This window comes from Nocardia grenadensis (genome assembly GCF_050942415.1).
Taxonomy (GTDB): domain Bacteria; phylum Actinomycetota; class Actinomycetes; order Mycobacteriales; family Mycobacteriaceae; genus Nocardia; species Nocardia grenadensis.
Genome location: NZ_CP192054.1, coordinates 948,028 through 973,748, shown reverse-complemented (window position 1 = coordinate 973,748; position 25,721 = coordinate 948,028). Strand labels below are relative to the sequence as shown.

At 70.0% G+C, this 25,721-nt stretch carries 22 protein-coding genes; 14 read left to right on the top strand and 8 right to left on the bottom strand.

The annotated features are described in order from the left end of the window. Positions 1–26: 26 nt before the first annotated feature. From ACQPYS_RS04255 to ACQPYS_RS04245, 3 genes are all read left to right on the top strand, one after another. Positions 27–4,565 (top strand): ATP-dependent helicase, encoded by a 4,539-nt coding sequence (locus ACQPYS_RS04255; protein WP_433491750.1) that lies wholly within the window; start codon positions 27–29, stop codon positions 4,563–4,565. 149 nt (positions 4,566–4,714) lie between these two features. Beyond that, on the top strand, positions 4,715–5,494 hold the full coding sequence (locus ACQPYS_RS04250) for a DNA-formamidopyrimidine glycosylase family protein (protein ID WP_433491749.1): 780 nt from the start codon (positions 4,715–4,717) through the stop codon (positions 5,492–5,494). Between the two features lie 113 nt (positions 5,495–5,607). Beyond that, complete coding sequence (locus ACQPYS_RS04245; protein WP_433491748.1) at positions 5,608–5,796, top strand: hypothetical protein; 189 nt, start codon at positions 5,608–5,610, stop codon at positions 5,794–5,796. 28 nt (positions 5,797–5,824) lie between these two features. On the opposite strand, the gene glpD is transcribed toward ACQPYS_RS04245, so the two are convergent. Continuing rightward, the gene (glpD, locus tag ACQPYS_RS04240) at positions 5,825–7,555 is read right to left on the bottom strand and encodes a glycerol-3-phosphate dehydrogenase (RefSeq protein ID WP_433492967.1); all 1,731 of its coding nucleotides are present in this window, start codon (positions 7,553–7,555) and stop codon (positions 5,825–5,827) included. A gap of 211 nt (positions 7,556–7,766) precedes the next feature. Between glpD and glpK the strand changes: the two genes are divergently transcribed. Next, positions 7,767–9,263, top strand: coding sequence for a glycerol kinase GlpK (glpK, locus tag ACQPYS_RS04235; RefSeq protein ID WP_433491747.1), 1,497 nt, complete (start codon positions 7,767–7,769; stop codon positions 9,261–9,263). Here the strand turns inward: glpK and ACQPYS_RS04230 are convergent. The 4 genes from ACQPYS_RS04230 to ACQPYS_RS04215 form a co-directional block, all read right to left on the bottom strand. Beyond that, entirely contained in the window at positions 9,245–10,450 is a 1,206-nt protein-coding gene (locus tag ACQPYS_RS04230) for a PLP-dependent aminotransferase family protein (protein ID WP_433491746.1), read from the bottom strand. The genes glpK and ACQPYS_RS04230 overlap by 19 nt on opposite strands. An 84-nt stretch (positions 10,451–10,534) precedes the next feature. Then, positions 10,535–11,635 carry a hypothetical protein gene (locus tag ACQPYS_RS04225; RefSeq protein WP_433491745.1) on the bottom strand — a complete coding sequence of 367 codons (1,101 nt, stop codon included), beginning with the start codon at positions 11,633–11,635 and terminating at the stop codon, positions 10,535–10,537. A 73-nt stretch (positions 11,636–11,708) separates the two neighbouring features. Then, positions 11,709–12,680, bottom strand: coding sequence for a hypothetical protein (locus ACQPYS_RS04220; RefSeq protein WP_433491744.1), 972 nt, complete (start codon positions 12,678–12,680; stop codon positions 11,709–11,711). A gap of 456 nt (positions 12,681–13,136) precedes the next feature. Further along, positions 13,137–14,540, bottom strand: a complete 1,404-nt coding sequence (locus tag ACQPYS_RS04215; RefSeq protein WP_433491743.1) for an NAD(P)H-quinone dehydrogenase — start codon at positions 14,538–14,540, stop codon at positions 13,137–13,139. 265 nt (positions 14,541–14,805) lie between these two features. On the opposite strand from ACQPYS_RS04215, the gene ACQPYS_RS04210 reads away from it, so the two are divergent. After that, a complete protein-coding gene (locus ACQPYS_RS04210; RefSeq protein WP_030522513.1) occupies positions 14,806–15,285 on the top strand; it encodes a gamma-glutamylcyclotransferase in 480 nt (159 codons plus the stop codon). Between the two features lie 186 nt (positions 15,286–15,471). Here ACQPYS_RS04210 and ACQPYS_RS04205 read toward each other — a convergent pair whose 3' ends face one another. Beyond that, positions 15,472–16,668: a M20 family metallopeptidase gene (locus ACQPYS_RS04205; RefSeq protein ID WP_431940629.1), complete on the bottom strand. Its 1,197-nt coding sequence runs from the start codon at positions 16,666–16,668 to the stop codon at positions 15,472–15,474. Positions 16,669–16,915: 247 nt separating this feature from the next. Beyond that, on the bottom strand, positions 16,916–17,620 hold the full coding sequence (locus ACQPYS_RS04200; RefSeq protein ID WP_063035766.1) for an enoyl-CoA hydratase-related protein: 705 nt from the start codon (positions 17,618–17,620) through the stop codon (positions 16,916–16,918). A gap of 92 nt (positions 17,621–17,712) precedes the next feature. On the opposite strand from ACQPYS_RS04200, the gene ACQPYS_RS04195 reads away from it, so the two are divergent. Both ACQPYS_RS04195 and ACQPYS_RS04190 read left to right on the top strand, forming a co-directional pair. After that, positions 17,713–18,492: a purine-nucleoside phosphorylase gene (locus ACQPYS_RS04195; RefSeq protein WP_063035765.1), complete on the top strand. Its 780-nt coding sequence runs from the start codon at positions 17,713–17,715 to the stop codon at positions 18,490–18,492. After that, positions 18,493–19,992, top strand: coding sequence for a phospho-sugar mutase (locus tag ACQPYS_RS04190; RefSeq protein ID WP_433491742.1), 1,500 nt, complete (start codon positions 18,493–18,495; stop codon positions 19,990–19,992). It begins immediately after the preceding gene. Positions 19,993–19,999: 7 nt separating this feature from the next. On the opposite strand, the gene upp is transcribed toward ACQPYS_RS04190, so the two are convergent. Beyond that, positions 20,000–20,623: a uracil phosphoribosyltransferase gene (gene upp, locus ACQPYS_RS04185; RefSeq protein ID WP_063035763.1), complete on the bottom strand. Its 624-nt coding sequence runs from the start codon at positions 20,621–20,623 to the stop codon at positions 20,000–20,002. Positions 20,624–20,775: 152 nt separating this feature from the next. Here upp and ACQPYS_RS04180 point away from each other — a divergent pair, with 152 nt between their 5' ends. The 7 genes from ACQPYS_RS04180 (at position 20,776) to ACQPYS_RS04150 (ending at position 25,526) form a co-directional block, all read left to right on the top strand. Then, the gene (locus ACQPYS_RS04180; protein ID WP_431940632.1) at positions 20,776–21,090 is read left to right on the top strand and encodes a type VII secretion target; all 315 of its coding nucleotides are present in this window, start codon (positions 20,776–20,778) and stop codon (positions 21,088–21,090) included. 4 nt (positions 21,091–21,094) lie between these two features. Continuing rightward, positions 21,095–22,183, top strand: a complete 1,089-nt coding sequence (locus tag ACQPYS_RS04175; protein ID WP_431940633.1) for a C40 family peptidase — start codon at positions 21,095–21,097, stop codon at positions 22,181–22,183. 61 nt (positions 22,184–22,244) lie between these two features. Further along, complete coding sequence (locus ACQPYS_RS04170; RefSeq protein ID WP_431940634.1) at positions 22,245–22,595, top strand: hypothetical protein; 351 nt, start codon at positions 22,245–22,247, stop codon at positions 22,593–22,595. A gap of 58 nt (positions 22,596–22,653) precedes the next feature. Beyond that, the gene (locus ACQPYS_RS04165) at positions 22,654–23,001 is read left to right on the top strand and encodes a hypothetical protein (protein WP_063035761.1); all 348 of its coding nucleotides are present in this window, start codon (positions 22,654–22,656) and stop codon (positions 22,999–23,001) included. Positions 23,002–23,130: 129 nt separating this feature from the next. Then, on the top strand, positions 23,131–24,378 hold the full coding sequence (locus tag ACQPYS_RS04160) for a primosomal protein (RefSeq protein WP_433491741.1): 1,248 nt from the start codon (positions 23,131–23,133) through the stop codon (positions 24,376–24,378). Positions 24,379–24,553: 175 nt separating this feature from the next. Further along, the gene (locus ACQPYS_RS04155) at positions 24,554–24,751 is read left to right on the top strand and encodes a type II toxin-antitoxin system VapB family antitoxin (protein WP_063035759.1); all 198 of its coding nucleotides are present in this window, start codon (positions 24,554–24,556) and stop codon (positions 24,749–24,751) included. Between the two features lie 91 nt (positions 24,752–24,842). After that, entirely contained in the window at positions 24,843–25,526 is a 684-nt protein-coding gene (locus ACQPYS_RS04150) for a JAB domain-containing protein (protein ID WP_431940636.1), read from the top strand. Positions 25,527–25,721 lie beyond the last annotated feature (195 nt).

Here is a 25,721-nt window from a genome sequence, read left to right as displayed (position 1 = left end):
CGGTGCTCCGGTGCACACTGGTTTCCGTGACCGAGTTCTCCGCCGCCACCCAGCAGTGGTTCGATGGTGCGTTTCCCGCGCCGACGGCCGCCCAACTGGGCGCGTGGCAGGCGATCGCGGCCGGTGAGCACACCCTGGTGATCGCGCCGACAGGGTCCGGCAAGACCCTGTCGGCGTTCCTGTGGGCCATCGACCGGCTGGCCGCGGGCGATCCGCCGGAATCGGGTACCTCGGTGCTCTACGTCTCCCCGCTCAAGGCCCTGGCCGTGGACGTGGAGCGCAATCTGCGCGCGCCGCTGGTCGGCGTGCGCCAGACGGCCCGCCGCCTCGGTCTGCCGGCGCCGGAGATCAGCGTCGGCGTCCGTTCCGGGGACACCACCGCCCAGGAGCGCCGCCGGTTGCAACGCACCCCACCCGATATCCTCATCACCACCCCGGAATCGCTGTTCCTCATGCTCACCTCCGCGGCCCGGGAAACCCTCCGCGGCGTGCGCACGGTGATCGTGGACGAGGTGCACGCCATCGCCGGTTCGAAGCGGGGGTCGCATCTGGCGCTGTCGCTGGCCCGGCTGGACACCCTCACCGAGCGGCCCGCGCAGCGGATCGGCCTGTCCGCGACCGTCCGGCCGCCCGAGGAGGTGGGCCGGTTCCTGGTGGGTTCGGCGCCGATCACCGTGGTCAACCCACCCGCACCCAAAACCTTCGACCTCTCGGTACGGGTCCCGGTCCCGGATATGACCGAGCCGGGCGAGTCGGATCAGCCCGGATCACTGTGGCCGCATGTGGACGAGGCGATCGTCGAACTCGTACTCGAACACCGTTCGTCGATCGTGTTCGCCAATTCGCGGCGGCTCGCCGAACGGTTGACCGCCCGGCTGAACGAGGCCTACGCCGGCCGGGTGGGCGAATCGGTGGACATCGCCCACGCCCCGCCCGCACAGCTCGGCCCGTCGACCGAAGTCAACCACGGCGCCGAACCGCTGCTGGCCCGGGCGCATCACGGTTCGGTGAGCAAGGAACAGCGGGCCCTCATCGAGGACGACCTCAAGAGCGGCCGGCTGCGCTGTGTGGTGGCCACCAGCAGCCTCGAACTCGGTATCGATATGGGCGCGGTGGACCTGGTGGTGCAGGTCGAGGCGCCGCCCTCGGTGGCGAGCGGGCTGCAGCGCATCGGCCGGGCCGGGCATCAGGTGGGCGAGATATCGCGCGGCGTGCTCTTCCCCAAGCACCGCACCGACGTGGTGCACTGCGCGGTGGCCGCGCAGCGAATGCTGGCCGGGCAGATCGAGGCGCTGAAGATCCCCGCGCATCCGCTGGACATCCTCGCCCAGCAGACGGTCGCGGCCTGCGCCCTGGAACCGCTGGACGTCGATACCTGGTTCGAGACCGTGCGCGGCACCGGCAGCTATGCCGCGCTTCCCCGTTCCTCCTACGAGGCGGTCCTGGATCTGCTGGCCGGTCGCTACCCCTCCGACGAGTTCGCCGAACTCCGGCCGCGCCTGGTCTGGGACCGCGACGCCGGCACCCTCACCGGCCGGCCCGGCGCCCAGCGACTGGCGGTGACCTCGGGCGGCGCGATCCCCGATCGCGGCATGTTCGCGGTGTACATGGTCGGCGAGAAGGCTTCGCGGGTGGGCGAACTCGACGAGGAGATGGTCTACGAGTCACGGGTCGGCGATGTCTTCGCCCTCGGCGCCACCAGCTGGCGCATCGAGGAGATCACCTACGACCGGGTCCTGGTGACCCCCGCCTTCGGCCACCCCGGTCGCTTGCCGTTCTGGCACGGTGATTCACTCGGCCGCCCGGCCGAACTCGGCGCCGCGCTGGGCGAATTCGTTCGCCGGGCGGGTGCGCAGACCTCCCCGGAAACCCTCACCGAACAGACCACCGCGGCCGGTCTCGACGAGAACGCGACCGCGAATCTACGCGCGCTGCTGGAAGACCAGCGCAGTGCGACCGGCCGGTTGCCCACCGATCGCACCCTGGTGGTCGAACGTTTCCGCGACGAACTCGGTGACTGGCGGCTGGTCCTGCACTCGCCGTACGGAATGCCGGTCCACGCGGCCTGGGCACTGGCGGTGGGCGCCCGTCTGCGCGAACGCTTCGGCGTCGACGCCGCCCCGAATGCCTCCGACGACGGCATCGTGGTGCGGCTGCCCGACACCACCGACGAGCCGCCGGGCGCGGAGCTGTTCGTGTTCGAACCCGACGAGATCGATGACCTGGTCACCGAGCAGGTCGGCGGGTCGGCACTGTTCGCGTCCCGTTTCCGGGAGTGCGCGGCCCGGGCGCTGCTGCTGCCGCGCCGCGATCCCGGACGGCGCGCACCACTGTGGCAGCAGCGGCAGCGCTCGGCCCAATTACTAGATGTGGCAAGGAAATTCCCGGCCTTCCCGATCCTGCTGGAGACGGTGCGCGAATGCCTGCGCGATGTGTACGATCTGCCCGCGCTCCGGGATCTGCTCACCGCGGTGGCGCGCCGCCAGGTGCGGCTGGTCGAGGTGGAGACGGCCACCCCGTCCCCGTTCGCCAACGCGCTGCTCTTCGATTACATCGGCCAGTTCATGTACGACGGCGACAGTCCGCTGGCCGAACGGCGTGCCGCGGCCCTGTCCTTGGACTCCGCCCTGCTCGCGGAACTGCTCGGCCGGGTGGAGTTGCGGGAACTGCTGGACAGCGAGGTCATCGCGCAGGTCGAACTGGAGCTCCAGCGCCGCACACCGGAACGCCACGCGCGGGATATGGAGGGCCTGGCCGATCTCCTGCGGTTGCTCGGCCCGCTGACCCCCGCCGAGGCCCGGGAGCGCTGCCGCGCGGACCCCGCGGACTGGTTCGCCGAACTCGCCGGCGCCCGGCGCGCGCTCGAGGTCTCCTACGCGGGGCAGACATGGTGGGCCGCCATCGAGGACGCGGCCCGCCTGCGCGATGCGCTCGGGGTGCCCCTGCCGATCGGCACCCCGGCCGCCTTCATCGAACCGGTACCCGATCCGCTCGGCGATCTGGTGGCCCGCTACGCCCGCACGCACGGGCCCTTCACCACCGAGTCGGTCGCGCACCGGTTCGGTCTGGGCCCGGCGGTCGCGGCGGCCGCGCTGCACCGGCTCGGCCTCGAGAAGCGCGTGGTGGAAGGTGAGTTCACCCCGGAGACCGGCGGTTCGGAGTGGTGTGACGCCCAGGTGCTGCGGCGGCTGCGGCGGCGTAGCCTCGCCGCCGCCCGGCACGAGGTCGAACCGGTGTCCACCGCCGCCTTCGGCCGGTTCCTGCCCGATTGGCAGCACATCGGGACCGGCGAGCTGCGCGGAATCGACGGCGTGGCGATGGTGGTGGAGCAACTCGCCGGCGTCCCGGTGCCCGCTTCGGCGTGGGAATCGCTGGTGTTCCCGGCACGGGTCCGCGATTACTCCCCCGCCTTCCTCGACGAGCTCATGGCCACCGGCGAGGTGCGCTGGTCCGGCCACGGCGCCATCAACGCCAAGGATGGCTGGATCGCGCTGCATCCGGCCGATCAGGCTCCGCTCACCCTGCCGCCGGCCGACGAACCGGAGTTCACCGAAACCCACCTGGCGCTGCTCACCGCGCTCGGCGCCGGCCCGGCGCCCGCGGAACAGCGAGCCGGAGTCGATGCCGCGGCATCGATGCCGCACAGTGCGGGCGCGTATTTCTTCCGCCAACTATCGGATACAACAGGCCTGCTGGACGACACCGCGGTCACGGCCGCCCTGTGGGACCTGGTGTGGGCGGGCCTCGTCTCCGGCGATACATTCGCCCCGGTGCGTGCCCGGCTCTCCGGCTCCACCCGGACCCCGACCGCGCATCGCACCCCGCGGCGCGCACCCCGCGGGCGCACCTACCTCCCCCGGCCGGCGATGCCGAGCCGGTCGGGCCCGCCCACCGTGGCGGGGCGCTGGTCGCTGCTACCCGAGCGCACAACCGACAACACGGTCCGCGCGCACGCCACCGCCGACCTACTACTCGAGCGCTACGGCGTGCTCACCAAGGGGTCGGTACAGAGCGAGGGTGTGCCCGGCGGTTTCGCGCTGGTGTACCGCGTGCTCAGCGAATTCGAGGACCGCGGCCGCTGCCGCCGCGGCTACTTCGTCGACTCGCTGGGCGGTGCGCAGTTCTCCACGACCGACGTGGTGGACCGCCTGCGCTCGTTCGACGGCGACCGGCGGCCCGCCGGGGCCGCGCTGGCCCTGGCGGCCTGCGATCCGGCCAACCCCTACGGCGCCGCCCTACCCTGGCCCAAAACCGAGGGCGGGGCCGGTCACCGGCCGGGCCGCAAGGCGGGCGCGCTGGTCGTACTGGTCGACGGCGAGCTGGTCCTCTATCTGGAACGCGGCGGGAAAACCCTGCTCACCTGTACCGAGGATCCCGCCGCCCGGCAGGCGGCAGCGGGCGCTCTGGCAGATCTCGTCCGGACGGGCCGGGCGGATTCACTGGTCATAGACCGGGTCGACGGCGAATCGGTACACGGCAACACCTTCGCCGACTTCCTCACCGAGGCCGGTTTCGCCAGCACCCCGCAGGGCCTCCGTCTTCGGCGTGCGGTCGGCCGGCCGTGATCGGCGACCGTTGAACACCGACAGTGGTGTGCGGTCGACCGTCCACAGACCGGCGACCGTCGAGCACTCATAATGATGCTCCGGGTGGGTCCATGAAGACCGCCCCGGCCCGGCGGCACCGGAGGTGACGGCGAGGGATACTGGCACACATGCCCGAGGGTGACGCCGTTTTCCGCGCCGCGCGGCGGCTGCGCGCCGCACTCGAGGGCGCGGCGCTGACCCGCAGCGATTTCCGGGTGCCCCGCTACGCGACCGTAGACCTGCGTGGTCAGGTCGTGGAGAGCGTGGGCAGTTACGGGAAGCACCTGTTCATCCGCACCGACACCGTCAGTGTGCACACCCATCTGAAGATGGAGGGCAGCTGGCGGGTCTTCCACTGCGGGCAGCGCTGGACCAAACCGCGGGTCGCCGCCCGGGTCGTGCTCGGCACCGCGGAGGCCGAGGCTGTCGGATTCGATCTCGGCCTGGTGGAGGTGCTGCGCCGCCGGGACGAGCACACCGCCATCGATCATCTGGGGCCGGACCTGCTCGGGCCCGGTTGGGATCCCGCCGAGGCGTTGGACCGGATCGCCCGCGCCCCGGAAGTCCCGATCGGGGTCGCCCTGCTCGATCAGCGCAATCTGGCCGGGATCGGCAATATCTACCGCAGCGAGATCTGTTTTCTGCGCCGGGTCCATCCGGCACGTCCGGTGGGTGAGGTGGAAGACCTGCCGGCGCTGGTGAACGAAGCGCAGCGAGTGATGTATCGGGCCGCGCACGGACCACCCTGGCGTCCGCTGGTCTACGGCCTGGCCCACCGGCCCTGCCGGCGATGCGGGACCTCGTTGCGGGTCGACATGCTGGGCGAGAAGATGCCGCGCAACGACAGGGTGAGCTATCGGGAACGCGGTATCTACTACTGCCCCAAATGCCAGGTTCCGCCCGTCTGAGCACGTACGCTGTCGCATACCGGCCGTCGCCTCTGCTGTGACGGCCGCCATGAGCGCAGTAATGATCGGCCGCTTTCCGACGACACACGGGTACCGCACCGGAAGCAGGTCCAATGAACACCCGAACCGTCCGACTGGCCGCCCTCACCGGCAAACTGCTCTCCGCGGTGCTGGCCATCGTGGCGACCGCGGCGTTCTGCTACTTCCTGCTGCATCCCGCCGCGACCCCGCAGGGACCGGCCCCGGTACCGCTCGGACCGGCGACCACCACGACGCCGAGCCACCACCCGGCCGCCCACTGAGCGGCAGGTTCCCGCAACCCGGTACGGCTCAGCCCTCGGTGGGCACGGGCTCCAGGATTTCCGGCCGGGGTTCGGGCGCGGCGATCCGCAACGCATCGGCGGAGGCGTCGTCGGGCCGGGTCTGCGAGCGCACCTCGGCGTCCACCCGGGCCAGATAGGTCCGGACCTCGCGATCGGCCTCCGCGTCGCTCCAGCCGAGCACCGGGGCGATGAGCCCGGCGACCTCTTCGGCGCATTCGGCGCCGCGATGCGGGTACTCGATGGAGATCCGGGTGCGCCGGGCGAGCACATCGTCGAGGTGCAGCGCACCCTCCGCGGCCACGGCGTACACCGCTTCCACCCGCAGATAGGAGGGCGCCGCGGCGATCGGTTGTTTCAGATCGGGCCGGTCGGCGGCCAGCGCCATGACCTCGTCGACCAGAGAACCGTACCGGTCCAATAGATGTTTCACCCGGTACGGGTGTATCCCGTAGTCCTCGGCCAGCTGCACGGTCTGGTTGACCAGCGCGAAATAGCCGTCGGCGCCGAGCAGCGGCACCTTCTCGGTGATCGAGGGCGAGACCCGGGCGGGGATGTCCTGGGCGGCCTCGTCCACCGCGTCGTAGGCCATCACCCGGTAGGTCGTGTACTTGCCGCCCGCGATGGCGACGAGTCCCGGCGCGATACGCGCGACGGCATGCTCTCGCGACAGTTTCGAGGTCTCGTCGCTCTCCCCCGCCAGCAGCGGCCGCAGACCCGCGTACACCCCGTCGATATCCGCGTGGGTGAGCGGGGTGACCAGCACCTCGTTCACCCGTTCCAGCAGATAGTCGATATCGGCCTTGGTGGCGGCCGGATGGGCCAGGTCCAGATTCCACTCGGTGTCGGTGGTGCCGATGATCCAGTGCGCGCCCCACGGGATCACGAACAGCACCGAGGTGGCGGTGCGTAGGATGATCGCGGCGTCGCTGACGATACGATCGCGCGGGACCACGATGTGCACGCCCTTGGAGGCCCGGACATGGAACCGGCCGCGCTGCAGCGACAGCGCCTGCACCTCGTCGGTCCACACACCGGCCGCGTTGATCACCACGTGACCACGCACCTCGCCGGTGGTTCCGTCCTCGCTGTCGCGTACCTGCACGCCGACCACCCGGTCGGCTTCGCGCAGGAACCCCACGACCTGGGTGGAGGTCCGGAGCACCGCGCCGTAGTGGGCGGCGGTACGGGCGACGGTCATGGTGTGCCGGGCATCGTCCACCACCGTGTCGTAGTAGCTGATCCCGCCGATCATCGAGTTGCGCCGCATCCCCGGCGCCAGGCGCAGCGCGCCGTGCCGCGACAGATGCCGCTGTCCCGGAACGGATCTCGCCCCGCCCATGGTGTCGTAGAGGAACAGCCCCGCCGCGACATAGGGCCGCTCCCACGCCCGCCGGGTGAGTGGATAGAGGAACCGCAGCGGTTTCACCAGGTGCGGCGCCAGACGCGACATGGACAGTTCGCGTTCCTTCAACGCCTCACGAACCAAGCCGAATTCGAGCTGTTCCAGATACCGCAGGCCACCGTGGAACATCTTGGAGGACCGGCTGGAGGTCCCCGAGGCCAGATCACGCGCCTCCACCAGCGCCACCGTCAGGCCGCGGGTGGCGGCGTCGAGTGCGATCCCGGCCCCCACCACACCGCCGCCCACCACGATCACGTCGAAGTGATCCTTGTTCAAGCGTTCCCATGCGGAACGGCGCTGCTCGGGTCCGAGAAACTGCGATCCCGGCTGTAACATCACCGTCCCCCCTCCGGCGCGGGGGCATGCGGTCCGCGGCGGCCGAAGCGTTGGCGTAGGTATCGCATCATCGGTATCGACTCCTCGGATACGCGATCGGGGTCGGCTGTGGGTTTGCGCGTTCGGCCTCCAAGCCTACGGGGGAACCCCTGGCAAACGTCGGCAGGGAGACGCCCGTCACCGATCGGCCGGATTGCGCTAGCCTCCTGCCATGCGCTATGTGGCCGCCATAGACCAGGGCACGACCTCGAGCAGATGCATACTGTTCGACCGGCAGGGAAAGCTCGCCGGGGTCGCCCAGCGCGAGCACGACCAGATCTTCCCGAAGCCGGGCTGGGTCGAGCATGATCCGGAAACCCTGTGGCGAAATACCGAATTCGTACTCGGCGCGGTCCTGGACGAGGCCGGGATCACCGCGGGCGATATCGCGGCGGTGGGCGTCACCAACCAGCGCGAGACCACCGTCGTCTGGGAGCGCGACACCGGGCGGCCGGTGCACAATGCGATCGTCTGGCAGGACACGCGTACCGATCGGTTGTGTACCGAACTCGCCGGTTCTTCGGGCGCGGCGCGCTACGCCGAACGTACCGGGCTGCCGTTGTCGACCTATTTCTCCGGGACCAAGGTGCGCTGGATCCTGGACAACGTGCCGGGCGCGCGGGAGCGGGCGGAGGCGGGGGAACTGTGCTTCGGCACCGTGGACAGCTGGCTGCTGTGGAAGCTGACCGGCCGGCACATCACCGATGCCACCAATGCCTCGCGCACCCTGCTCATGGATCTGCGCACGCTGACCTGGGACCAACAGATCTGCGCGGAGATCGGGGTGCCGACGTCGATGCTGCCGGAGATCCGGAGCTCCTCGGAGGTCTACGCGGAGATCGGCGCGGGTCCGCTGGCGGGAGTGCCGGTCGCGGGCATCCTCGGCGACCAGCAGGCCGCGATGTTCGGACAGGCCTGTCTGGCTCCGGGCGAGGCCAAGAACACCTACGGCACCGGCAACTTCATGCTGCTCAACACCGGCACCACCCCTGTCTTCAGTGAGCACGGGCTGCTGACCACGGTGTGTTATCGGCTCGGCGACCAGCCGCCGGTGTACGCGCTGGAGGGGTCGATCGCCGTCACCGGCGCCCTGGTGCAGTGGTTCCGCGACAACCTCGGCATCATTTCCGCGGCGCCGGAGATCGAGGATCTGGCGCGCACCGTGGACGACAACGGCGGGGCCTATATCGTCCCGGCCTTCTCCGGGCTGTTCGCCCCGCGCTGGCGGCCCGACGCCCGGGGCGTGATCGCCGGACTCACCCGCTTCGTCACCAAGGCCCACCTGGCCCGCGCGATCCTGGAATCGACCGCCTTCCAGACCCGAGAGGTGATGGATGCCATGCGCGCGGACGCCGAATCCCGTTCGCTGGATCTCGAGGCGACAGCCCTCAAGGTGGACGGCGGTATGGTCGCCAACGATCTGCTGATGCAGTTCCAGGCCGATATCCTCGACCTACCGGTCGTCCGGCCACTGGTCAACGAGACCACAGCGCTCGGGGCCGCCTACGCGGCCGGGCTGGCGGTCGAGTACTGGTCGGGTACCGAGGATATCCGGGCCAACTGGACCGCCGACAAGACCTGGAATCCGAGTATGTCCGCCGCCGACCGCGACTCCCGCCTCGCCGACTGGAACAAGGCGGTCGAACGCACCTACAACTGGGCGGAATGAACCGGTGCCCGGTCGCCGGCGGCCCGGGCCAACCGTGACATCGCCTCGGTGAGCGCCTCCGGCGCGGCGGTGGTGAAGCACATCCGCATGGCGTTCGAGTACGGGTTGCTCACCGCGAACGCCCCGCCCGGGACGAAGGCGACCCCCGTCTCGAGTGCCCGGGGCAACAGTTCACCGGTGTCGGTGCCGTCGGTGAACTCCGCCCAGACGAACATTCCCCCGGACGCCTCCGTACAGCGCAGGCGGTCACCGAAGTGGTCGCGGGCCGCGTCGACCAGGGCGGTGGCGCGGGTGGCGTACACCCCGCGGACCGTGTCGATATGGCCGGTGAACCAGGCGTTGTCGGCGAGCAGTTCGGCGGCGATCTGCTGGGTGAGCGCCGAACCGCAGAGATCGGCCCCCTGTTTCAACAGTTCGACCGCCCGGCACACCCGCGGCGGAGCCACCATCCAGCCCACCCGCAGTGTGGGCGCGATGATCTTCGACGCCGAGGAGAGCCGGATGACCGACGGCGAATAGGAGGCCACCGGCGCGGGCGCGGGCCGGTCGAACCACAGTTCGCCGTACGGATCGTCCTCGATCACCCAGAAACCGTGTTCCTCGGCCAGCGCGGCAAGCGCCTGCCTGCGGCGGGGGCTCATGGTCACGCCACCGGGATTGTGGAAATTGCTCACGGTGTGCACCAGCGCGGGACGCTCCCCTGCGGCGAGCAACTCCCTGAGCCGGTCCACCCGCAGACCCTCGCTGTCCAGTGGCACGGCCACGATCCGCGCACCCGCCGCCCGGAACACCTGTAGCGCGCCGACGTAGGCCGGATCCTCGACCACCACCAGTGCGCCCGGGTCGAGCAACACCTCCGCGAGCAGCGACAGCGCCTGCTGTGAACCATGGGTCACGATGATCTCGGCGATATCCACCCGGCGACCGAGCCGGTCCGTTTCCCGGTCGGCGAGGACTTCGCGCAGCGGACCCCATCCCGGAGACTCCGTGTACTGCAGCGCGGCGCTGCCCCGCAACGCCGATTCGGCGGCGGCGGCGATGCGGGTACCGGGCATGAGTTCGGCATCGGGCAAACCGCCGGCCAGGCTGAGGATATTCGGGTCGGCGGTGAGTGTGAGCAGGTCACGAATGGCGGAGCTGGTGAGGCCGACCAGCTTGCCGGCCAATGGCGGTTCGTAATGCGACATGGGGGCCTCCGGAAATTACCTGCCGATACACCCGATCATCCCATGACTTACCACCATATGACATTGTGATTTCACATACTGGGATCAGCGCCGGTCCGCGATCACCCAGAGCACAGTTTTCCCGTCCCGATCCACCGTGGTCACCGTCTGCTTGTACACCGTCCTCTTACCGTCCGGTTGCAGTTCGGTCAGGTCGACATCGAAGGAGGCCGGCGCCCGCTCGGTGATCCGCACACAATGCTCGGTACCCGCCGGTATGTGCGTATCGATCGCCGCCTGGATCGTCTCCGCAGTGGAAATGGCAGGCGAATCCGCCGCGACGAACCGACGGGCCCCCACCCCACTGCGCTCCACATAGAACTGGTGCTGAAAACCGAGAATGGCGCCCGCGCCGCTGGTCGTATCCCCGACCCCGTCGCCGACGATCACCCCGTCCTCCGCACTCGCCGGGCAGCTCAGCGCAGACCCGGAATCGGCGACCGGCGGCCCCGCCGGCGCGTCGTCACCGCCGCTCACCATGACGATCGTCACCCCCACCGCGATCAACGCCACCAGCACCGCGACCACCGTCACGGTCCGGCCTGCCGGAATCCCGCGCCGCGGTTTCGCGGCCAGCGCCCCGGCCACCGACTGCGGCGTGAGCTTCTGCGCGATCGGGTCGCTGTCCCAGGACAGACCACCCGCCCGAGGCCTGGCCGAACCCGCGGCCGGCTCCGGCCCGCCGGACTGGTTCGGCTGACCCGGCACCGGCCAGCGCAGGTCCGGACCGGTGTGGCGAACAGCGCCCTGATCGGATTCCGGGGCGCGTTCGCCCGTCGACGAGGCGCGCGGGGCCGGGTCCGGTGGAATCTGGTGGCGGATGGTGGTGGAGTTCGCGTCGGGCGCGGGCCGCGGCACCGGCCGGGACTCGGGCGAAGACGGTCGCTGGACCGGGGTGGAACTGTCCGGCGCGCGATACTGAGGCGGCGGCGGAGGAACAGCCGACGGCTCGGCCGGGCCGACGCCGGGCGCCGGACGCCAGGCCAGACCGGAATCCTCCGGACGCGTATTCGGCTGCCAGCCCGGCATCGATAGCTCGCCCGTCGGCGGCCCGAACTCCGATACCGGCGGACCGAAATCGCCGGTAGGGGGTCCGAAATCCGCCCGTTCGGGTTCGCGCTCTCTACCTTCGCCCTCGCCGGTCACAGCCCATCCCTTCCGAGACACGCGGGTGGGGCGGCCGTGCACGGCCGCCCCACCCGGCAAGATTTCACTCGCGTCAGTACTGGAGTGAACCACCCCACTGGGTGTTGACGCCACCGAGGTTCAGCGCCTGCTCCGGGTAGTTGCCCGGCGGCAACAGCGGCGGCGGCGGGGGAATCTTGGCCGCGGCGTCCAGCGCGGCGGCGCCACCCGGCTGCTGCGCGATCCAGTGCTCCACGGCGGCCTTCGCCGTATTCACCGGGGTGGTGTCGATCACGTGGTCGACCCGGTTGTCCGGCAATCCGTTCCCACCGGTGAACGTCGAAACGTTGATGGTGTTCTCGTCGACGAATTCCACCGAGATACCGGCCTCGCCCGTACCCGTCGGGGTACGGAAGCCGGCGGTACCGACATATCCGGACTGGTTGGAGAAGTGGTGGGTGTTGGCGAAATGCCCGGGAGCCAGGGAACCACCGTCGAGAGCGGCACCGATCTCCATATGCGGACCCTGCATCTCGACGACCGGCGCGACCGGCGCCTCATCCAGACTCGGCGCCTGCCACTGCGGAGCCTGCGGCTCGACCAGCGTATCGGTCTGCGGAGCACTGGGCTGCGCGTTCTCCCCCTCGGCCTCCGGCGCCACCGCCGGCGCGTCACCCGGCTGTGCGGGCGGCTGCTGTCCCTGCGGCGTATTTGGTGAGATGGCCGGCTGTGCCGGGGCGGGCTGCCCCGGGACGGGCAGCGGCGCCACACGCGGTGTGGTGACACCGGGCTGGGTCGGGCCGGTGAGACCCTGCTCTTCCCGGCCCTGCTCCGGGGTGGTGACACCGGGCTGACTCGGGCTCGGAGTCGGGCTGCTCTCCGGCTTTTCCTCATTGTTCTGCACACCGGGCTGGCTCGGCGTGGTCTCCGGGGCGTTCTGCTGGCCATCGGTGCCGGGCTGCTGCTGATTATTGGTGCCCGGCTGCGAAGGCGCGGGCGCCGGTGTGGTCGGCGTAGCCGGCTGGTCGCTCGGAACGGCCCCCGCCGGCGACGCGAAAATGGCCATGGCCGCGGCAGTCGCAAGAGGCAGCGAAGTGCTCGCCACCGCCCGGCCCGCCCGGTTCGGCTTACGATGTTTCACTATTCGCCCAATCCCTTTCCCGGATGCGGCGCCACCTGCGGTCCGCGTCCAGTTCCGTCTCATTCGAGACGCGAACTCCAGCGGTTTACCCGAAGTGGGCCGTTCGCTGTCCGAGTCCGAAAGGACGAACCCCCCGGCACCAAACTCCACGACCGCCCGTCGATCGCATCTCTGCCTCGGAAGTGAACCACACTCGAGCAATTCCGGCAATATGACGAAAACTCACCACGGGCAGGAACACTCACGGGTGAAACGCGGGTGGAAAAGCAGTGACGCGACCAGGAACTCGGGCACATTCCGGTACCCGAATTCGTGCACGGTCGTATTTCCGGAACGGGTCGGCATTCATAATCCGCCGGGCCCGGGACGCGGCCGGCAAAATCAGCCCAGGTCGTCGTGGCGCATGAGCTGGCGGGCGGCCTCCATGACCGAGCCGGTGAGCGACGGGTACACCGAAAAGGTCTGTGCCAGATCATTGACCGTCAGGTTGTTCTGGACCGCCAGCGCGATCGGCAGGATCAACTCCGAGGCGATCGGGGCGACCACCACACCCCCGATGACCACACCGGTAGCCGGACGGCAGAAGATCTTGACGAAACCGCGGCGCAGACCCGACATCTTCGCCCGCGGATTGGTGTTCAGCGGCAGCATCACCGTGCGCGCCGGGGTCTCCCCGTTGTCGATAGCGGTCTGGCTCACCCCCACGGTCGCGATCTCGGGGCGGGTGAACACCGCCGAGGCCACAGTTTTCAGCCGGATCGGGCTGACTCCTTCGCCCAGCGCGTGGTACATGGCGATCCGGCCCTGCATGGCGGCCACCGAGGCCAGTGGTAACAGACCGGTGCAGTCACCCGCGGCGTAGATACCGGGCACCCCGGTCCGCGAGACCCGGTCCACCCGCAGGTATCCGCCCCGGTCCAGTTCGATGCCGACCTGTTCCAGGCCCAGCCCCCCGGTGTTCGGCGTGGACCCGACGGTCATCAGCGCATGCGTTCCCGACACCGTACGGCCATCGGCCAGGGTGACCAGTACCGAATCACCCGTGCGCTCCACTTTGTCGGCCCGCGCGTGCTTCACCAGTTCCACGCCGCGTTCGGCGAAGGCGTCCTCGAGCACCAGCGCGGCATCGGCATCCTCCCCGGGCAACACCCGGTCCCGGCTGGACACCAGGATCACCCGCACGCCCATTTCCGTGTACGCGGAGACGAATTCGGCGCCCGTCACACCGGAACCGACCACCACCAGCGTCTCCGGCAGTTCCGCCAGATCGTAGAGCTGCCGCCAGTTCAGGATCCGCTCCCCGTCCGGCTCGGCCCCGGGCAGCACCCGCGGAGAGGCGCCGGTGGCGATCAGCACCACTTCCGCCTCGACGGTCTCCTCGGTCGCGTCCGGGAACGATACGATTACCCGATGCGTCGCCCGGCCCGATCCCGGACCCGCCAGCCGCCCCCGCCCCGGCAGTACCCGCACGCCCGCCGCCTGCAGCTTGGACCGGATATCCGAGGACTGCGCCAGCGCCAGCGCCTTCACCCGCTCGTTGACCTCCGGCAATCGCACCTCGGCCTGGCTCGGGTCGAGCGTGATCCCCAGGTCCCGGGAGCGCCGCAGATCCGTCCGAACACCGGTGGAGGCGATGAAGGTCTTCGACGGTACGCAATCCCAGAGCACACACGCCCCGCCGATACCGTCGGAATCGATCAGCACCACCTGCGCTCCGTGCTGGGCCGCGACCAGCGCCGCTTCGTAGCCTGCCGGTCCGCCACCGATGATCGCAATGCGGGTCATACATTCCCCTTGTCCTAATCACCCGCGCGCGGCGCGCGGCGGCTTCGCGGCCTTCTCTCGCCGAGACCAGCCTAGTAGGTGCTGCATACCGCACCCCAGCGGCGTTCCGTGCGGGCCGCGGCGCAGCCGGAGGCAGCCCCGGCGCGCGCCCCACGCACGCTCCCGGCCTGGTCGCACCGGCTCGCCGGCGGCCCGAAGCACGTCCCGGAACGCGATTTACGACGCCCCGTACCGGTGAGAGCGAACACACAACTAAGCTGCCGGTGTGCCGATCTACGCTGCCTACGGGTCCAATATGGACTCGACCCAGATGCTCGAGCGCTGTCCGCACTCCCCCATGTCCGGGACGGGCTGGCTGGAGGGCTGGCGCCTCACCTTCAGCGGGGACGATATCGGCTGGGAAGGTCCGCTCGCCACCGTGGTGGAAGAACCCGGTTCCCGGGTCTTCGTCGTGCTCTACGACGTCTCCCCCGAGGACGAACAGCGGCTCGACCGTTGGGAGGGCTCCGATTTCGGAATCCACCGCAAGATCCGGCTCCGCGTGACCCCCAGCCCCGGCAGCGGCAGCGACCCGATCCTCGCCTGGTTGTACGTTCTCGACGCCTACGAAGGCGGGCTCCCGTCGGCGCGCTATATCGGCGTGATGGCCGACGCCGCCGAGAAGGCGGGCGCCCCGGAGGAGTATGTACACGCCCTGCGCACCCGCAACAGCCGGAACGTGGGCCCGGGCAACAACTTCAGCTAGTTTTGGCGCGCCTGCGGCGCGCGGGGTCGGGGCCTCCGAAGGTCCCGCTGTTCAGCGCCCGAGACTCGCGCATGCGGTTCGGGCGCTGAACGGCGGGACGGGCCTCGCCCCTCTCTGAACCGCAGCGGGCCGCGGGACCGAGCGTCGAACCGGTGAGCCGCACCTCGCGACCCACCGGTGCACGGGTCAGACCAGTTCCTGCCCCGCTTGCAGGACGATATTGGTGAACGTCCGCACTCCCACCGGCAGCGCCCGTTCGTCGAGGTCGAATGTCGGCTGGTGCAGGTCGAGCTGGGGGCCTTCGCCGGGCCAGACACCGAGCCGGGCCATGGCGCCGGGGACTTCTTCCAGGTACCAGGAGAAATCCTCGCCGCCGCCGGATTGCGGGGTGTCGGCGAGAGCGTCGGGGCCGATGGCGCGGACCGCGTCGCTGAGCATGCGGACCGAGTGTTCGTCGTTGACCACCGGGGGCACACCGCGCCGGTAGTCGAGCTGGTAGCGCACGCCGGTCGGCGCGAGCAGGCCCTCGACGATCTCGCGCACCATCGGTTCGAGCAGTGACCAGGTGGCGTGGTCGCCGGTGCGGACGGTGCCGGTGAGCATGCCGGTCTGCGGGATCGCGTTCGGGGCCTTGCCGGCGCTGACCGCGCCCCACACCATGACCGTGCTGGTACGGGGGTCGATCCGGCGGGTGAGCAGGCCGGGCAGACCGGTGATGACAGTGCCGATCGCGTACACGAGGTCGCTGGTGAGGTGCGGGCGGGAGGTGTGCCCGCCGGGCGAATCCAACACCAGTTCGACGGTATCGGCGGCGGAGGTGATGGCACCGACCCGGATGCCGACCTTGCCGGCTTCCAGCCGCGGATCGCAGTGCAGGGCGAAGACCCGGTCCACGCCGGTCATCGCGCCCGCCGCGACCATATCGATGGCGCCGCCGGGCATGACCTCCTCGGCGTGCTGGAAGATCAGCCGGACTCCGACCGGTAGATCGAGGTCGGCCAGGGCCAGCGCGGTCCCGAGCAGGATGCTGGTGTGCGCGTCGTGGCCGCAGGCATGCGAGACGCCGGGCACCGCCGAGGCGAAGGGCCGGCCGGTGAACTCCTGGAGCGCCAGTGCGTCCATATCGGCGCGCAAAGCGATCCGCGGCGCGTCCTCGGGACCGATATCGCAGATCAGACCGGTACCGGTCGGCAGCACCCGGAACGAGAGTCCGGCCTTCGTCAGCCAGGTGCCGACGAATTCGGTGGTCGCGAACTCGGTGCGGGATAATTCCGGGTTGGCGTGGATGTGCCGGCGCCACTGGACGAGATCGACCGTGTGCTCGGCCAGCCACGCCGTCACCGCGTCCTGTCCGTCTCGCACCGTACGGCCGGTTGTGCTCACCGAATGTCCTCCTGTCGTAGAACGAGCAGCTGTGAACCGCTTCTCCACGTGCGCGGATCGCCCGTACACGTATCGTCCGCGGCCGGGACCGCGGTACATACCGGCGGTTCCGCTATCCCCCGGGGAACGGCCGTATCCACCAGTTTCGCACCGCTGCCCGATCCGTGCGCGGCGGCATCCCGGCCGTACCCGCGCATCCGGCGGAGGTATGAGCGTCCCGGTCGCCGCCCGGCCGGCTCGCTCGCGGCTAGTTCGAGGCGAATGCCAGGTTATCGGGAGTGGTCGGCACCGCGAGGCCGGCCAGCGCCGTGGCGTGTAGGGCGCGTTTGATGACGGGCAGGCTGGGCGTCCGATTGGCGGCCAGTCCGGCGGCCCGCTCCACCGCGGCGGCGCGTAGCGCCCCCGCCTCGGCGACGTCGTCCACGATACCCGCCGCCCGGGCTTCCGCCGCGCCGAACCGGTGGCCGGTGGTCATCGCGGCGACCGCCACCTGATTGGTCAACCGGCTGCCGAGCAGGGCGTTCATCCCGACGGTGAACGGCATCCCCAGATGCACCTCGGGCAGGCACCAGAAACCGCGATCGGCGCGCATCACCCGGAAATCGTGGGAGGTGGCGAGCATGGCACCGGCCCCGAAGGCGTGACCGTTGACGGCCGCGACGGTAGGCAGTGGAAACGCGAGGAGCCGGCTGAACACGCTGTGCACGCGGTCGAGGTAGCCGTGCATCCGGTCGAGATTCGCGAACAGCCAGTCGGTGTCGAGTCCGTTGCTGAAGAACTTGCCGGTGGCGGTTGTCACCAGCGCGGCGGGCCCCTCGACGGCCACCACGGTGTCCAGCAGCGCGTGCGTCTCGTCTATCCATTCGTGGCTGAAGCGGTTCTCGCTGTCGGTCTGGCCCTCGTTGCCCAGCGACAGCACGAAAACGTTCCCATCACGTTCCAGGTACGGCATCTGTGCAGCGTATCGGCGATGGGCGCCGGAGACCTCACCGACGCAGGCGGTTCGGGCGGGCCGACCGCGCGGGAGGCCATACACTGGCCGCCATGCTTGCCGAAGAGGCCGCCGAGGAGATCGCGGTCCGGTCGTCCGTGGATCGACACCGGGTCGCGGTGGTGCTGGGTTCGGGCTGGCAGGACGCCGCCGCCGAACTCGGAACCCCCAACGCCGAGATACCGATGCCGGAGCTGCCCGGATTCGCCGCGCCCACCGCGCAGGGTCATGTGGGGCGGGTGGTGTCGGTATCGGTCGGTGCTACCCATGCCCTCGTGCTCATGGGGCGCCAGCACCTGTACGAGGGTCATTCCGCCGAGGAGGTCGTGCATCCGGTGCGGACCGCGGTGGCGGCCGGCGCGGAGACGGTGATCCTCACCAACGCCGCCGGCGGAATCCGCCCGGGTATGCGGGTCGGGGAGGCCGTGCTGGTACGAGATCACCTGAACCTCACCGGTACGACGCCGCTGACCGGACCCGCCTTCGTCGATCTGGTCGACGCCTGGGACCCGGGGCTGCGTGATCTCGCGCGCCGCGTCGATCCGGACCTGACCGAGGGCGTGTACGCCGGACTCACCGGGCCGCAGTACGAGACGCCCGCCGAGATCCGCATGCTGGCCACGATCGGGGCCGATCTGGTGGGGATGTCGACGGTGCTGGAAGCCATCGCGGCGCGCGCCCTCGGTGTCCGACTGCTCGGCATCTCCCTGGTCACGAACCTGGCGGCCGGGGTGACGGGTGCGCCGCTGGCCCACGCGGAGGTGCTCGCGGAGGGTCGCGCGGCGGCACCGCGTCTGGGCAAATTGCTGCGCGGTGTGCTGGAGCAGCTGTAGATGCTGACCTTCGGCACGGCGGGTCTGCGCGGGCCGCTGGCCCCCGGCCCGGACGGGATGAACGAGACCACGGTGGCGCGGGCGAGCGCCGGGCTCGCGGCCTGGTTGCGGGACCGCTGCCTCGGCGGCGGCACGGTGGTCGTCGGCCGGGACGCCCGGCACGGGTCCGCGGAGTTCGCGGCGGTCACCGCCGAGGTACTGGCCGCGGCCGGTTTCGCGGTGACCCGGCTACCCGAACCGCTGCCGACCCCGGTCACCGCCTTCGCCGTACGTGAATCGGGTGCGGTGGCAGGTGTGCAGATCACCGCGTCACACAATCCGCCCGGCGACAACGGCTACAAGGTCTTCGTCGACGGCGGCACCCAGCTGGCGCCGCCCGCCGATACCGAGATCGAGCAGCGGATCACGGCGGTCACCGAACCGATCGGACGCGAACCCGTCGCCGCGTCGGGGGGTGCCGTCCTGTCGCATTACCTGGCGCGGGTGGCGCAGCTACCTCGGCTGATCGGCGGCGACGGGGAACGCGCCGCGATCCGGATCGCGTTCACGCCGATGCACGGTGTCGGCGGCGCCACCGCCGTACACGCGCTCACCGCCGCCGGTTTCACCGATATCCACGCGGTCACCGAGCAGTTCGCGCCCGACCCCGATTTTCCTACGGTGGCCTTCCCGAACCCGGAGGAGCCGGGTGCGGCGGATCTGCTGCTGCGACTGGCCGAGCGGGTGGATGCCGATCTGGCCGTGGCGCTGGATCCCGACGCCGACCGCTGCGCGCTGGGTGTCCCCACGCCGGACGGCTGGCGCATGCTGCGCGGGGACGAGACCGGCGTGCTGCTGGCCGACGATGTGCTGCGTACGGCGACCGCGGACCCACTGGTCGCCACCACGATCGTCTCGTCGCGTCTGCTCTCCCGGCTGGCGCCGGCGCGGGGCGCCCGCTACGCCGAAACCCTCACCGGGTTCAAATGGCTGGCCCGCGCGGGCGACGGCCTGGTCTACGCGTACGAGGAGGCGATCGGGCACTGTGTGGACCCGGCCACCGTCCGCGACAAGGACGGTGTCTCCGCGGCCGTGCTGGCCGCCGACCTGGTGTCCCGGCTGGGTACCCGCGGTCGCACCTTGAACGACGAGCTCGACGATCTGGCCGTCGAATTCGGTGTGCACGCCGGCGATCAGGTCTCGCTGCGCCTGCCCGATCAGCGGGCCGCCGCCACGGTGGTGGCGGCACTACGGGCCGCACCGCCGGGAACACTGGCCGGGACCATGGTCGACTACACCGATATGGCCACACTGCGAGGCCGGATGCGCACCGACGCACTGGTCTTCACCGGTGACGGTGTGCGGTTGGTCGTCCGACCCTCGGGCACCGAACCGAAGCTCAAATGCTATCTGGAGGTGGTGCACCCGGTTGCCGGCCCGGCCGGCTTGCGGTCCGCCAGAGATGCTGCGCAGGAACGGCTTTCGGAGTTGCGCGACTACTGCCGCACCCTGGCCGGCTGAGCCGGGTTCAGCGCGGACCGAACTGACGATCCCCGGCGTCGCCGAGTCCGGGCACGATATAGGCGTCGTCGTTGAGCCGGTCGTCGATCACGCCGGTCACCAGCCGGACCGGATATCCCGAGCCCGCCAGCGCCGCGATACCTTCCGGCGCCGCCACCACACAGACGGCGGTGATGTCGAGCGCGCCCCGGTCGGCGAGCAACCCGAGCGTGTGCAGCATGGAGCCGCCGGTGGCCAGCATCGGGTCCAGCACCATCACCGGTGTGGTGGACAGGTCGTCGGGCAGCGATTCCAGATACGGCACCGGCCGGTGGGTCTCCTCGTTCCGGGCGACACCGACGAAACCCACCTGGGAGTCCGGAATGAGATCGGTGGCGGCGTCGACCATACCGAGCCCGGCCCGCAGGACCGGGACCAGCAGCGGCGGCCGGGCCAGTCGTACGCCGCGGGTGGCCGCGACCGGCGTGGTGATATCGAAATGTGCCACGGGCGCGTCCCGCAGCGCCTCGTAGACCAGGAGTCTGGACAGATCCCGCAGGGCGGCCCGGAAGGCGGGATCTGGGGTGCGTTCGTCGCGGAGCGTGGTGAGCAGTATGGCCACGAGCGGATGATCCAGCGTGTGCGTGCGCATGAGGGAACGATAAAGTCGACCTGATAGCGGCGGCCGTCGCGCCGTGACTTTCCGCGGGAATCGAATTCCGCGGAACCGTGCGGGAAGCCGACGCGTCGAAACCGGTAGATGACATACTCTGCCCGTTAACGAAGTCGATGGGGGAACCTCTGATGGTGAACATCTCAGCCGATGCCGAGGGCATCGCGGCCTACGGCACCACCGCCGGGGTGATGGCCTCCGAACTGGCGGCGGCGGGGACCGGGGCCGCGGGCGCGGCGCCCACGGTGCTGGGGCCGATCTTCGGTCTGATCGGTGGCGATTTCCTCGCGGCGTACGCGGCCGCGCACGCCGGCCATGTGGCGACGATCGGCCAGCTGTCCGCGGTGCTGGGCACGATGAGCGGGGCGGCCGACGTGGCCGCGGTGAGTTACACCGAGGCCGACATCAGCACTGCGGCCGCCCTGCGCGGTGCTGCCGGGGAGTGACCCGGTGATCGATATCAATACACTGGCCAGGCCGATTCTCGACCTGCTCGCCGGCTTCGGCACCGGTGTGCTGGCCACCGGCGGCCCCGGCGACGCGCTGCGTACCGCGTCCACGGCCATCGACCAGGTCCATGCGCTGGGCCGCGGCGGCATCAATCAGATGAATACCGCCTGGGACGGCACCGGCGCGGATGCCGCGACCGCGAAGGCGCTGCGCGTGCAGACCTCGGCCGCGAGCATCTCCGACCGCGGCAACGAGATGGCGACCGTGATGGGCCAGGCCGCGGCCCATGTGGAGACCGGCAACAAGGACCTCACCGCCATCGCGCAGTCGTTCGTGAACACCGCCGCCGCGGCCGCACCCGCCCTGGGCACCCCGGCGGGTATGTCGTTGCTGGTGGGTTCCGCGATCGACCATCTGGGCCAGGCGCTGGGCGTGGTGGGCCGGGTGCAGAACGAACTGCAGACCCAGACCTCCTCGATGAACGAGCTCACCCCGCCACCGCCCACCCCGTCGGCGGCGGGTACCGCGCCGGTGAGCGCCCAGGCCGTGTCGACGGCGACGTCGGGGCTGAGCTCCGCGGCCGGGATGGCCGGTTCGATGATGAGCACCGCCATGTCGTCGAGCCCGGGCGGCACCACCACTTCCGGGACCCCGCAGAAAACCGCTACCTCGACCGGTACCGCCACAGGTGAGGGCGTGAAGATCACCCTGCCGGACGGCAGTGTGGTGGAGGCGCCGAACGAGAAAGCGGCCACCGCGGTGAAATCGGCCCTGGGCACGCTCGGCACCCCCTACGTCTGGGGCGGCAACACTCCCGGTGCCGGGCTGGACTGCAGTGGGATGACCAAATACGCCTACGGCGAGGCCGGCGTGGAACTGCCCCGGCTGGCCCATGAGCAGGCCAACGGCGCCACCCCGGTATCGCCGGGCGATCTCATGCCCGGCGATCTCGCGGTATGGGACGGCCATGTGGCGATGGTGGTCGGCAACGGCCAGTTGATCGAGGCCGGTGATCCGGTGCAGATCAGCTCGGTCCGGACGGAGAACAGCGGGATGGAATTCCTCGGGTTCTACCGGCCCACGGAATGAACCGCGGCAGCACCGGCACCCGCTGGGGACGGACATCCGATCATGACGACTGGACAGAATTATGACTGAGCAACAGCTTCCCGAGGTACCGAATGTCACGATGGCGGTCAGCCGCAATCGGGCCGGCACGCTGTCGGTACGCGCCACCGACCAGGGGATGCCGGTGGAGATCAAATTCGAGCGCAGCGAATACCGTTACGGCGCCCAGGCTCTCGCCGACGAAATCCTGCGGCTGACCCGCCGCTCCACCATCGCAGCCAAGGCCAAGCGCCGGGAACTGCTGGCGGAGAACGGAATGCCGGCCGACATCCTGGATCAGCTCGGTCTGCCCACCCGCCAGCAGGCGGTCGACGAATTGGACCGGATGGACGATGCCGATACCGGCCCGACCAGCTGGATGAGGCCGGTATGAGCGGCCCGCACGTGCACCACCACCACAGCGGATGCCCGCTCGGACCCAGGAGAGATGTATGAGCGCGGAGATGGACGCCCTGGTCGCCGGTGCCACGCGGAAGCTGGAAGCACTGGAAGCGGCGCTGTACGGACTCAAACAGGTCCGCGGCCGGTTCGGCACCGAGGACGGGATGGTGACCGCCGAGGTCGACAGCGACGGCGCCCTGGTGAGTTTGCAGCTCACCGAGGCAGTGACCGCGCTACCGCCCGCCGAAGCCGCCCAGCTCATCATCTGGGCCTGCCGGCAGGCCGCCGAGGATGCCGGTGGGCAGCGTTCGGAGGTCGTTACCGCGCTGAACGAGTCGTTCGCACCGGCGCCCCCGGGAGTGGTCGACCCGACCGGAACCGGGCCGGACGGCATCTGATCGGGCAGCCCGCCCGCCCGCCTGCCGATACCGTGCGGACCGTCTGGCTCCGGAGACTCCCCCGTCCGCCGCAACTGTGCATAGGCCAGGGGTGGGCTCCGCTCCGCCGGACCTATTAGGCTTCCGCGTATGGCTTCTGGAGACATCGTCCCGATCGAGCTCGGTCTGACCGACGGCGATCTTGTCACCCTGTGGGCACCGCGCTGGCGTGACGGTGACGACGAGTGGGAGGCGTTCCTAGGACATGAGGACGCCCTCTACGGCTTCGAGTCCGTGGCCGAACTAGCGGCCTTCATCCGGACCGACTCCGACAACGACCTGATCGATCACCCGGCGTGGAAGGTGGTCGCGGGCCTATCGGCCGCCGAACTCGAGCCCGGCGACAACTACTCCTTCGATCTGGTCGGTGTACCGGAACTGGCCGCCGGTGACCCGGATGTGGACACCGTCGCCGAGTTGGAGGACACCTTGGCCATGGTGCGCAATATCGGCGAGGTCTGCGAGCTCGAAACGGTCACCAAATTCTTCGGTTCGCACCCGTCGCTGGGTGCCCTGGCCGGCGGCACCAATATGTTCATGGGTCGCGACGGCGAGGAACTGTGGGACCAGATCGGCGCCGCGGTGGCCAAGAGCTGGGACGACGTGCTCGACGCCATCGACTCGGTGGTGCGGGTACCCGAGGTCGACGCCGAGGCGGTCGCCCTGGCCGAGGCCGAGCTGCTGGCCGCCGAGGAGAACGTGGTCGATGCCGACGACGCGGCCGACACCGACGACGACAGCGATTTCGAGCCGGTCGACCTGGACGACGAAGACGACGACGACGCGGAGCTCACCTTCTGGGAAGAAGTCGGGATCGACCCGGTCAAGATCGTGACGGCCGATACCGAATACTTCACCCTGCGTTGCTATCTCGACGACGAACCGATTTTCCTCGGCGCCAAGAACGCCATCTCGGTGTTCGCCAGTGAGCGTGCACTCGCACGGTATCTCGCCGACGACCACGAACACGATCTGGCACGCATCAGTACCTTCGCCGAGGTGCAGACCGCAGCCATCGACGGATCGCTCGAGGTGGAGGTCACCGAGGAGAACGTCTACGTGCTTCCCGGCCTGGCCGATGACCTGGCCGAGGGGCCGGAAGCGGTCGATACCGAGCAGCTCGACCTGGTCCTGGAGTTGTTCTCCGATGCCGCCGACTACGCCGACGACGACGCGGTGGAACAGGCGCTGGCCAAATCGACCCCGCTCGGCTGGTATGTGTCCTACCTGCTGCACCCGGATCCGACCCGGATGGCGCCCAACCCGCCGTTCGACGCGGAAGCGCGTGCCTGGCGCGAACTCGAACGCAATTTCGAGTCACGCCTGTCGCCACGCTGACCTGCCCGCGGCGGCCGGGCCCCTAGGTCTCGATGTGGACACACGGCGTGACATTCGGTCGATAAACCGGCGGCGACTGGGCAAACTGACTGGCCAGCGGCGTTTGTTTGCGTGGTCATTGCCCGGATGCCGACGCCACGCCGCCGCATCAGGGCGGATGTACTAAGGAGGACGCATGCCGACAGTGCGGATCGAGCTGGACCAGGATCTGCTGGCGGCCGCCGGGGCCATCATGGGCACGGCGTCGAACAAGGCGACCATTCACGAGGCACTGCGCCGGATCGTGGTGCACGAGCGGCAGCTACGGCATTTCGAGCGGCTGGCGGCGTCGGCGCTGAACCGTTCCCCGCAGCCTGCGGTGGTCGACGGCTGATCCGGCCGGGCCTCCGCCCCGGGCCCGGCCGGGCCCTCCGGAACTGTCGGTACCCGCTGGCATGATGACCCCGGAATCTGGAGGGGGAATCATGCCGGTACCGATCACCGATCTGCCCAGGACACAGCGGCCGCGGGAACGCCTGTGCGCACTCGGTCCCCAGGCGTTGAACGACGGTGAACTGCTCGCCCTGCTGCTCGGCCAGGGCCGCCGGGGCGAGAGCGCGGTCGAGCTCGCCCTCGCCCTGCTCACCGAGTTCGGCGGAGTCGGTGGGCTGGCCTCGGCCCGGCCCGAGGAACTGCTGCGCCGGCCCGGCGTGGGAGTGGCCAAGGCCACGGCTATCGCCGCCGCGTTCCAGCTCGCCGCCCGGGCCCGCAGCAGCACGCAGGCCCCGGCACCGCTGCTGCACCCCGACGATGTGGCCCGGGAGGCCGCCCCGCTGTTCGCCGGGGCCCGGGTGGAGCGCCTGCTGGTGCTGATCTGCGATGCGCGCAACCGGCCACGGCAGCGGATCTTCGTCGCCGAGGGCGCCATCGACGAGGTCGCGGTACCGGTGCGCGAGATCCTGAACACGGTCCTGCGCCACGACGGTCGCGCCTTCGCGCTGGCGCACAACCATCCCTCCGGCGACCCGACCCCCAGCCCGGACGATCGCCGGGCCAGCACGCTGCTCGCCGCGGCGGCACGAACGGTCGGTCTGCGGTTCCTGGACCATGTGGTGATCGCGGGTGACAGCTGGCGGCGGGCGGCCCCGTTCGAGGATGCCTTCCCGTGAAGCCGCCCCACGGCCCGATCGGTAACGCACGAGGATCCCGACCGTGTCGAACCGATCGGCTCTCGCCCGGCGCCGGCTTCTCCGCGCTCTCCCTGCCGTAGAGCGTCGTCGGGTGACACGAGCCGCTACGACCGCCCGTACACCGCGACGGCCGATTCCGCCGACTACGCCCACAGCGTGGGCACACCCGGCCTC

Bases quoted from the DNA above. Each gene is read 5' to 3' on its own strand.
- ACQPYS_RS04160 (WP_433491741.1), top strand. From the start codon at position 23,131: ATGGCTTCTGGAGACATCGTCCCGATCGAGCTCGGTCTGACCGACGGC.
- ACQPYS_RS04250 (WP_433491749.1), top strand. From the start codon at position 4,715: ATGCCCGAGGGTGACGCCGTTTTCCGCGCCGCGCGGCGGCTGCGCGCC.
- ACQPYS_RS04230 (WP_433491746.1), bottom strand. From the start codon at position 10,450: ATGTCGCATTACGAACCGCCATTGGCCGGCAAGCTGGTCGGCCTCACC.
- ACQPYS_RS04150 (WP_431940636.1), top strand. From the start codon at position 24,843: ATGCCGGTACCGATCACCGATCTGCCCAGGACACAGCGGCCGCGGGAA.
- ACQPYS_RS04155 (WP_063035759.1), top strand. From the start codon at position 24,554: ATGCCGACAGTGCGGATCGAGCTGGACCAGGATCTGCTGGCGGCCGCC.
- ACQPYS_RS04180 (WP_431940632.1), top strand. From the start codon at position 20,776: ATGGTGAACATCTCAGCCGATGCCGAGGGCATCGCGGCCTACGGCACC.
- ACQPYS_RS04200 (WP_063035766.1), bottom strand. From the start codon at position 17,620: ATGCCGTACCTGGAACGTGATGGGAACGTTTTCGTGCTGTCGCTGGGC.
- ACQPYS_RS04190 (WP_433491742.1), top strand. From the start codon at position 18,493: ATGCTGACCTTCGGCACGGCGGGTCTGCGCGGGCCGCTGGCCCCCGGC.
- ACQPYS_RS04195 (WP_063035765.1), top strand. From the start codon at position 17,713: ATGCTTGCCGAAGAGGCCGCCGAGGAGATCGCGGTCCGGTCGTCCGTG.
- ACQPYS_RS04215 (WP_433491743.1), bottom strand. From the start codon at position 14,540: ATGACCCGCATTGCGATCATCGGTGGCGGACCGGCAGGCTACGAAGCG.
- ACQPYS_RS04170 (WP_431940634.1), top strand. From the start codon at position 22,245: ATGACTGAGCAACAGCTTCCCGAGGTACCGAATGTCACGATGGCGGTC.
- ACQPYS_RS04165 (WP_063035761.1), top strand. From the start codon at position 22,654: ATGAGCGCGGAGATGGACGCCCTGGTCGCCGGTGCCACGCGGAAGCTG.
- ACQPYS_RS04220 (WP_433491744.1), bottom strand. From the start codon at position 12,680: ATGGCCATTTTCGCGTCGCCGGCGGGGGCCGTTCCGAGCGACCAGCCG.
- upp (WP_063035763.1), bottom strand. From the start codon at position 20,623: ATGCGCACGCACACGCTGGATCATCCGCTCGTGGCCATACTGCTCACC.
- ACQPYS_RS04245 (WP_433491748.1), top strand. From the start codon at position 5,608: ATGAACACCCGAACCGTCCGACTGGCCGCCCTCACCGGCAAACTGCTC.
- glpK (WP_433491747.1), top strand. From the start codon at position 7,767: ATGCGCTATGTGGCCGCCATAGACCAGGGCACGACCTCGAGCAGATGC.
- glpD (WP_433492967.1), bottom strand. From the start codon at position 7,555: ATGTTACAGCCGGGATCGCAGTTTCTCGGACCCGAGCAGCGCCGTTCC.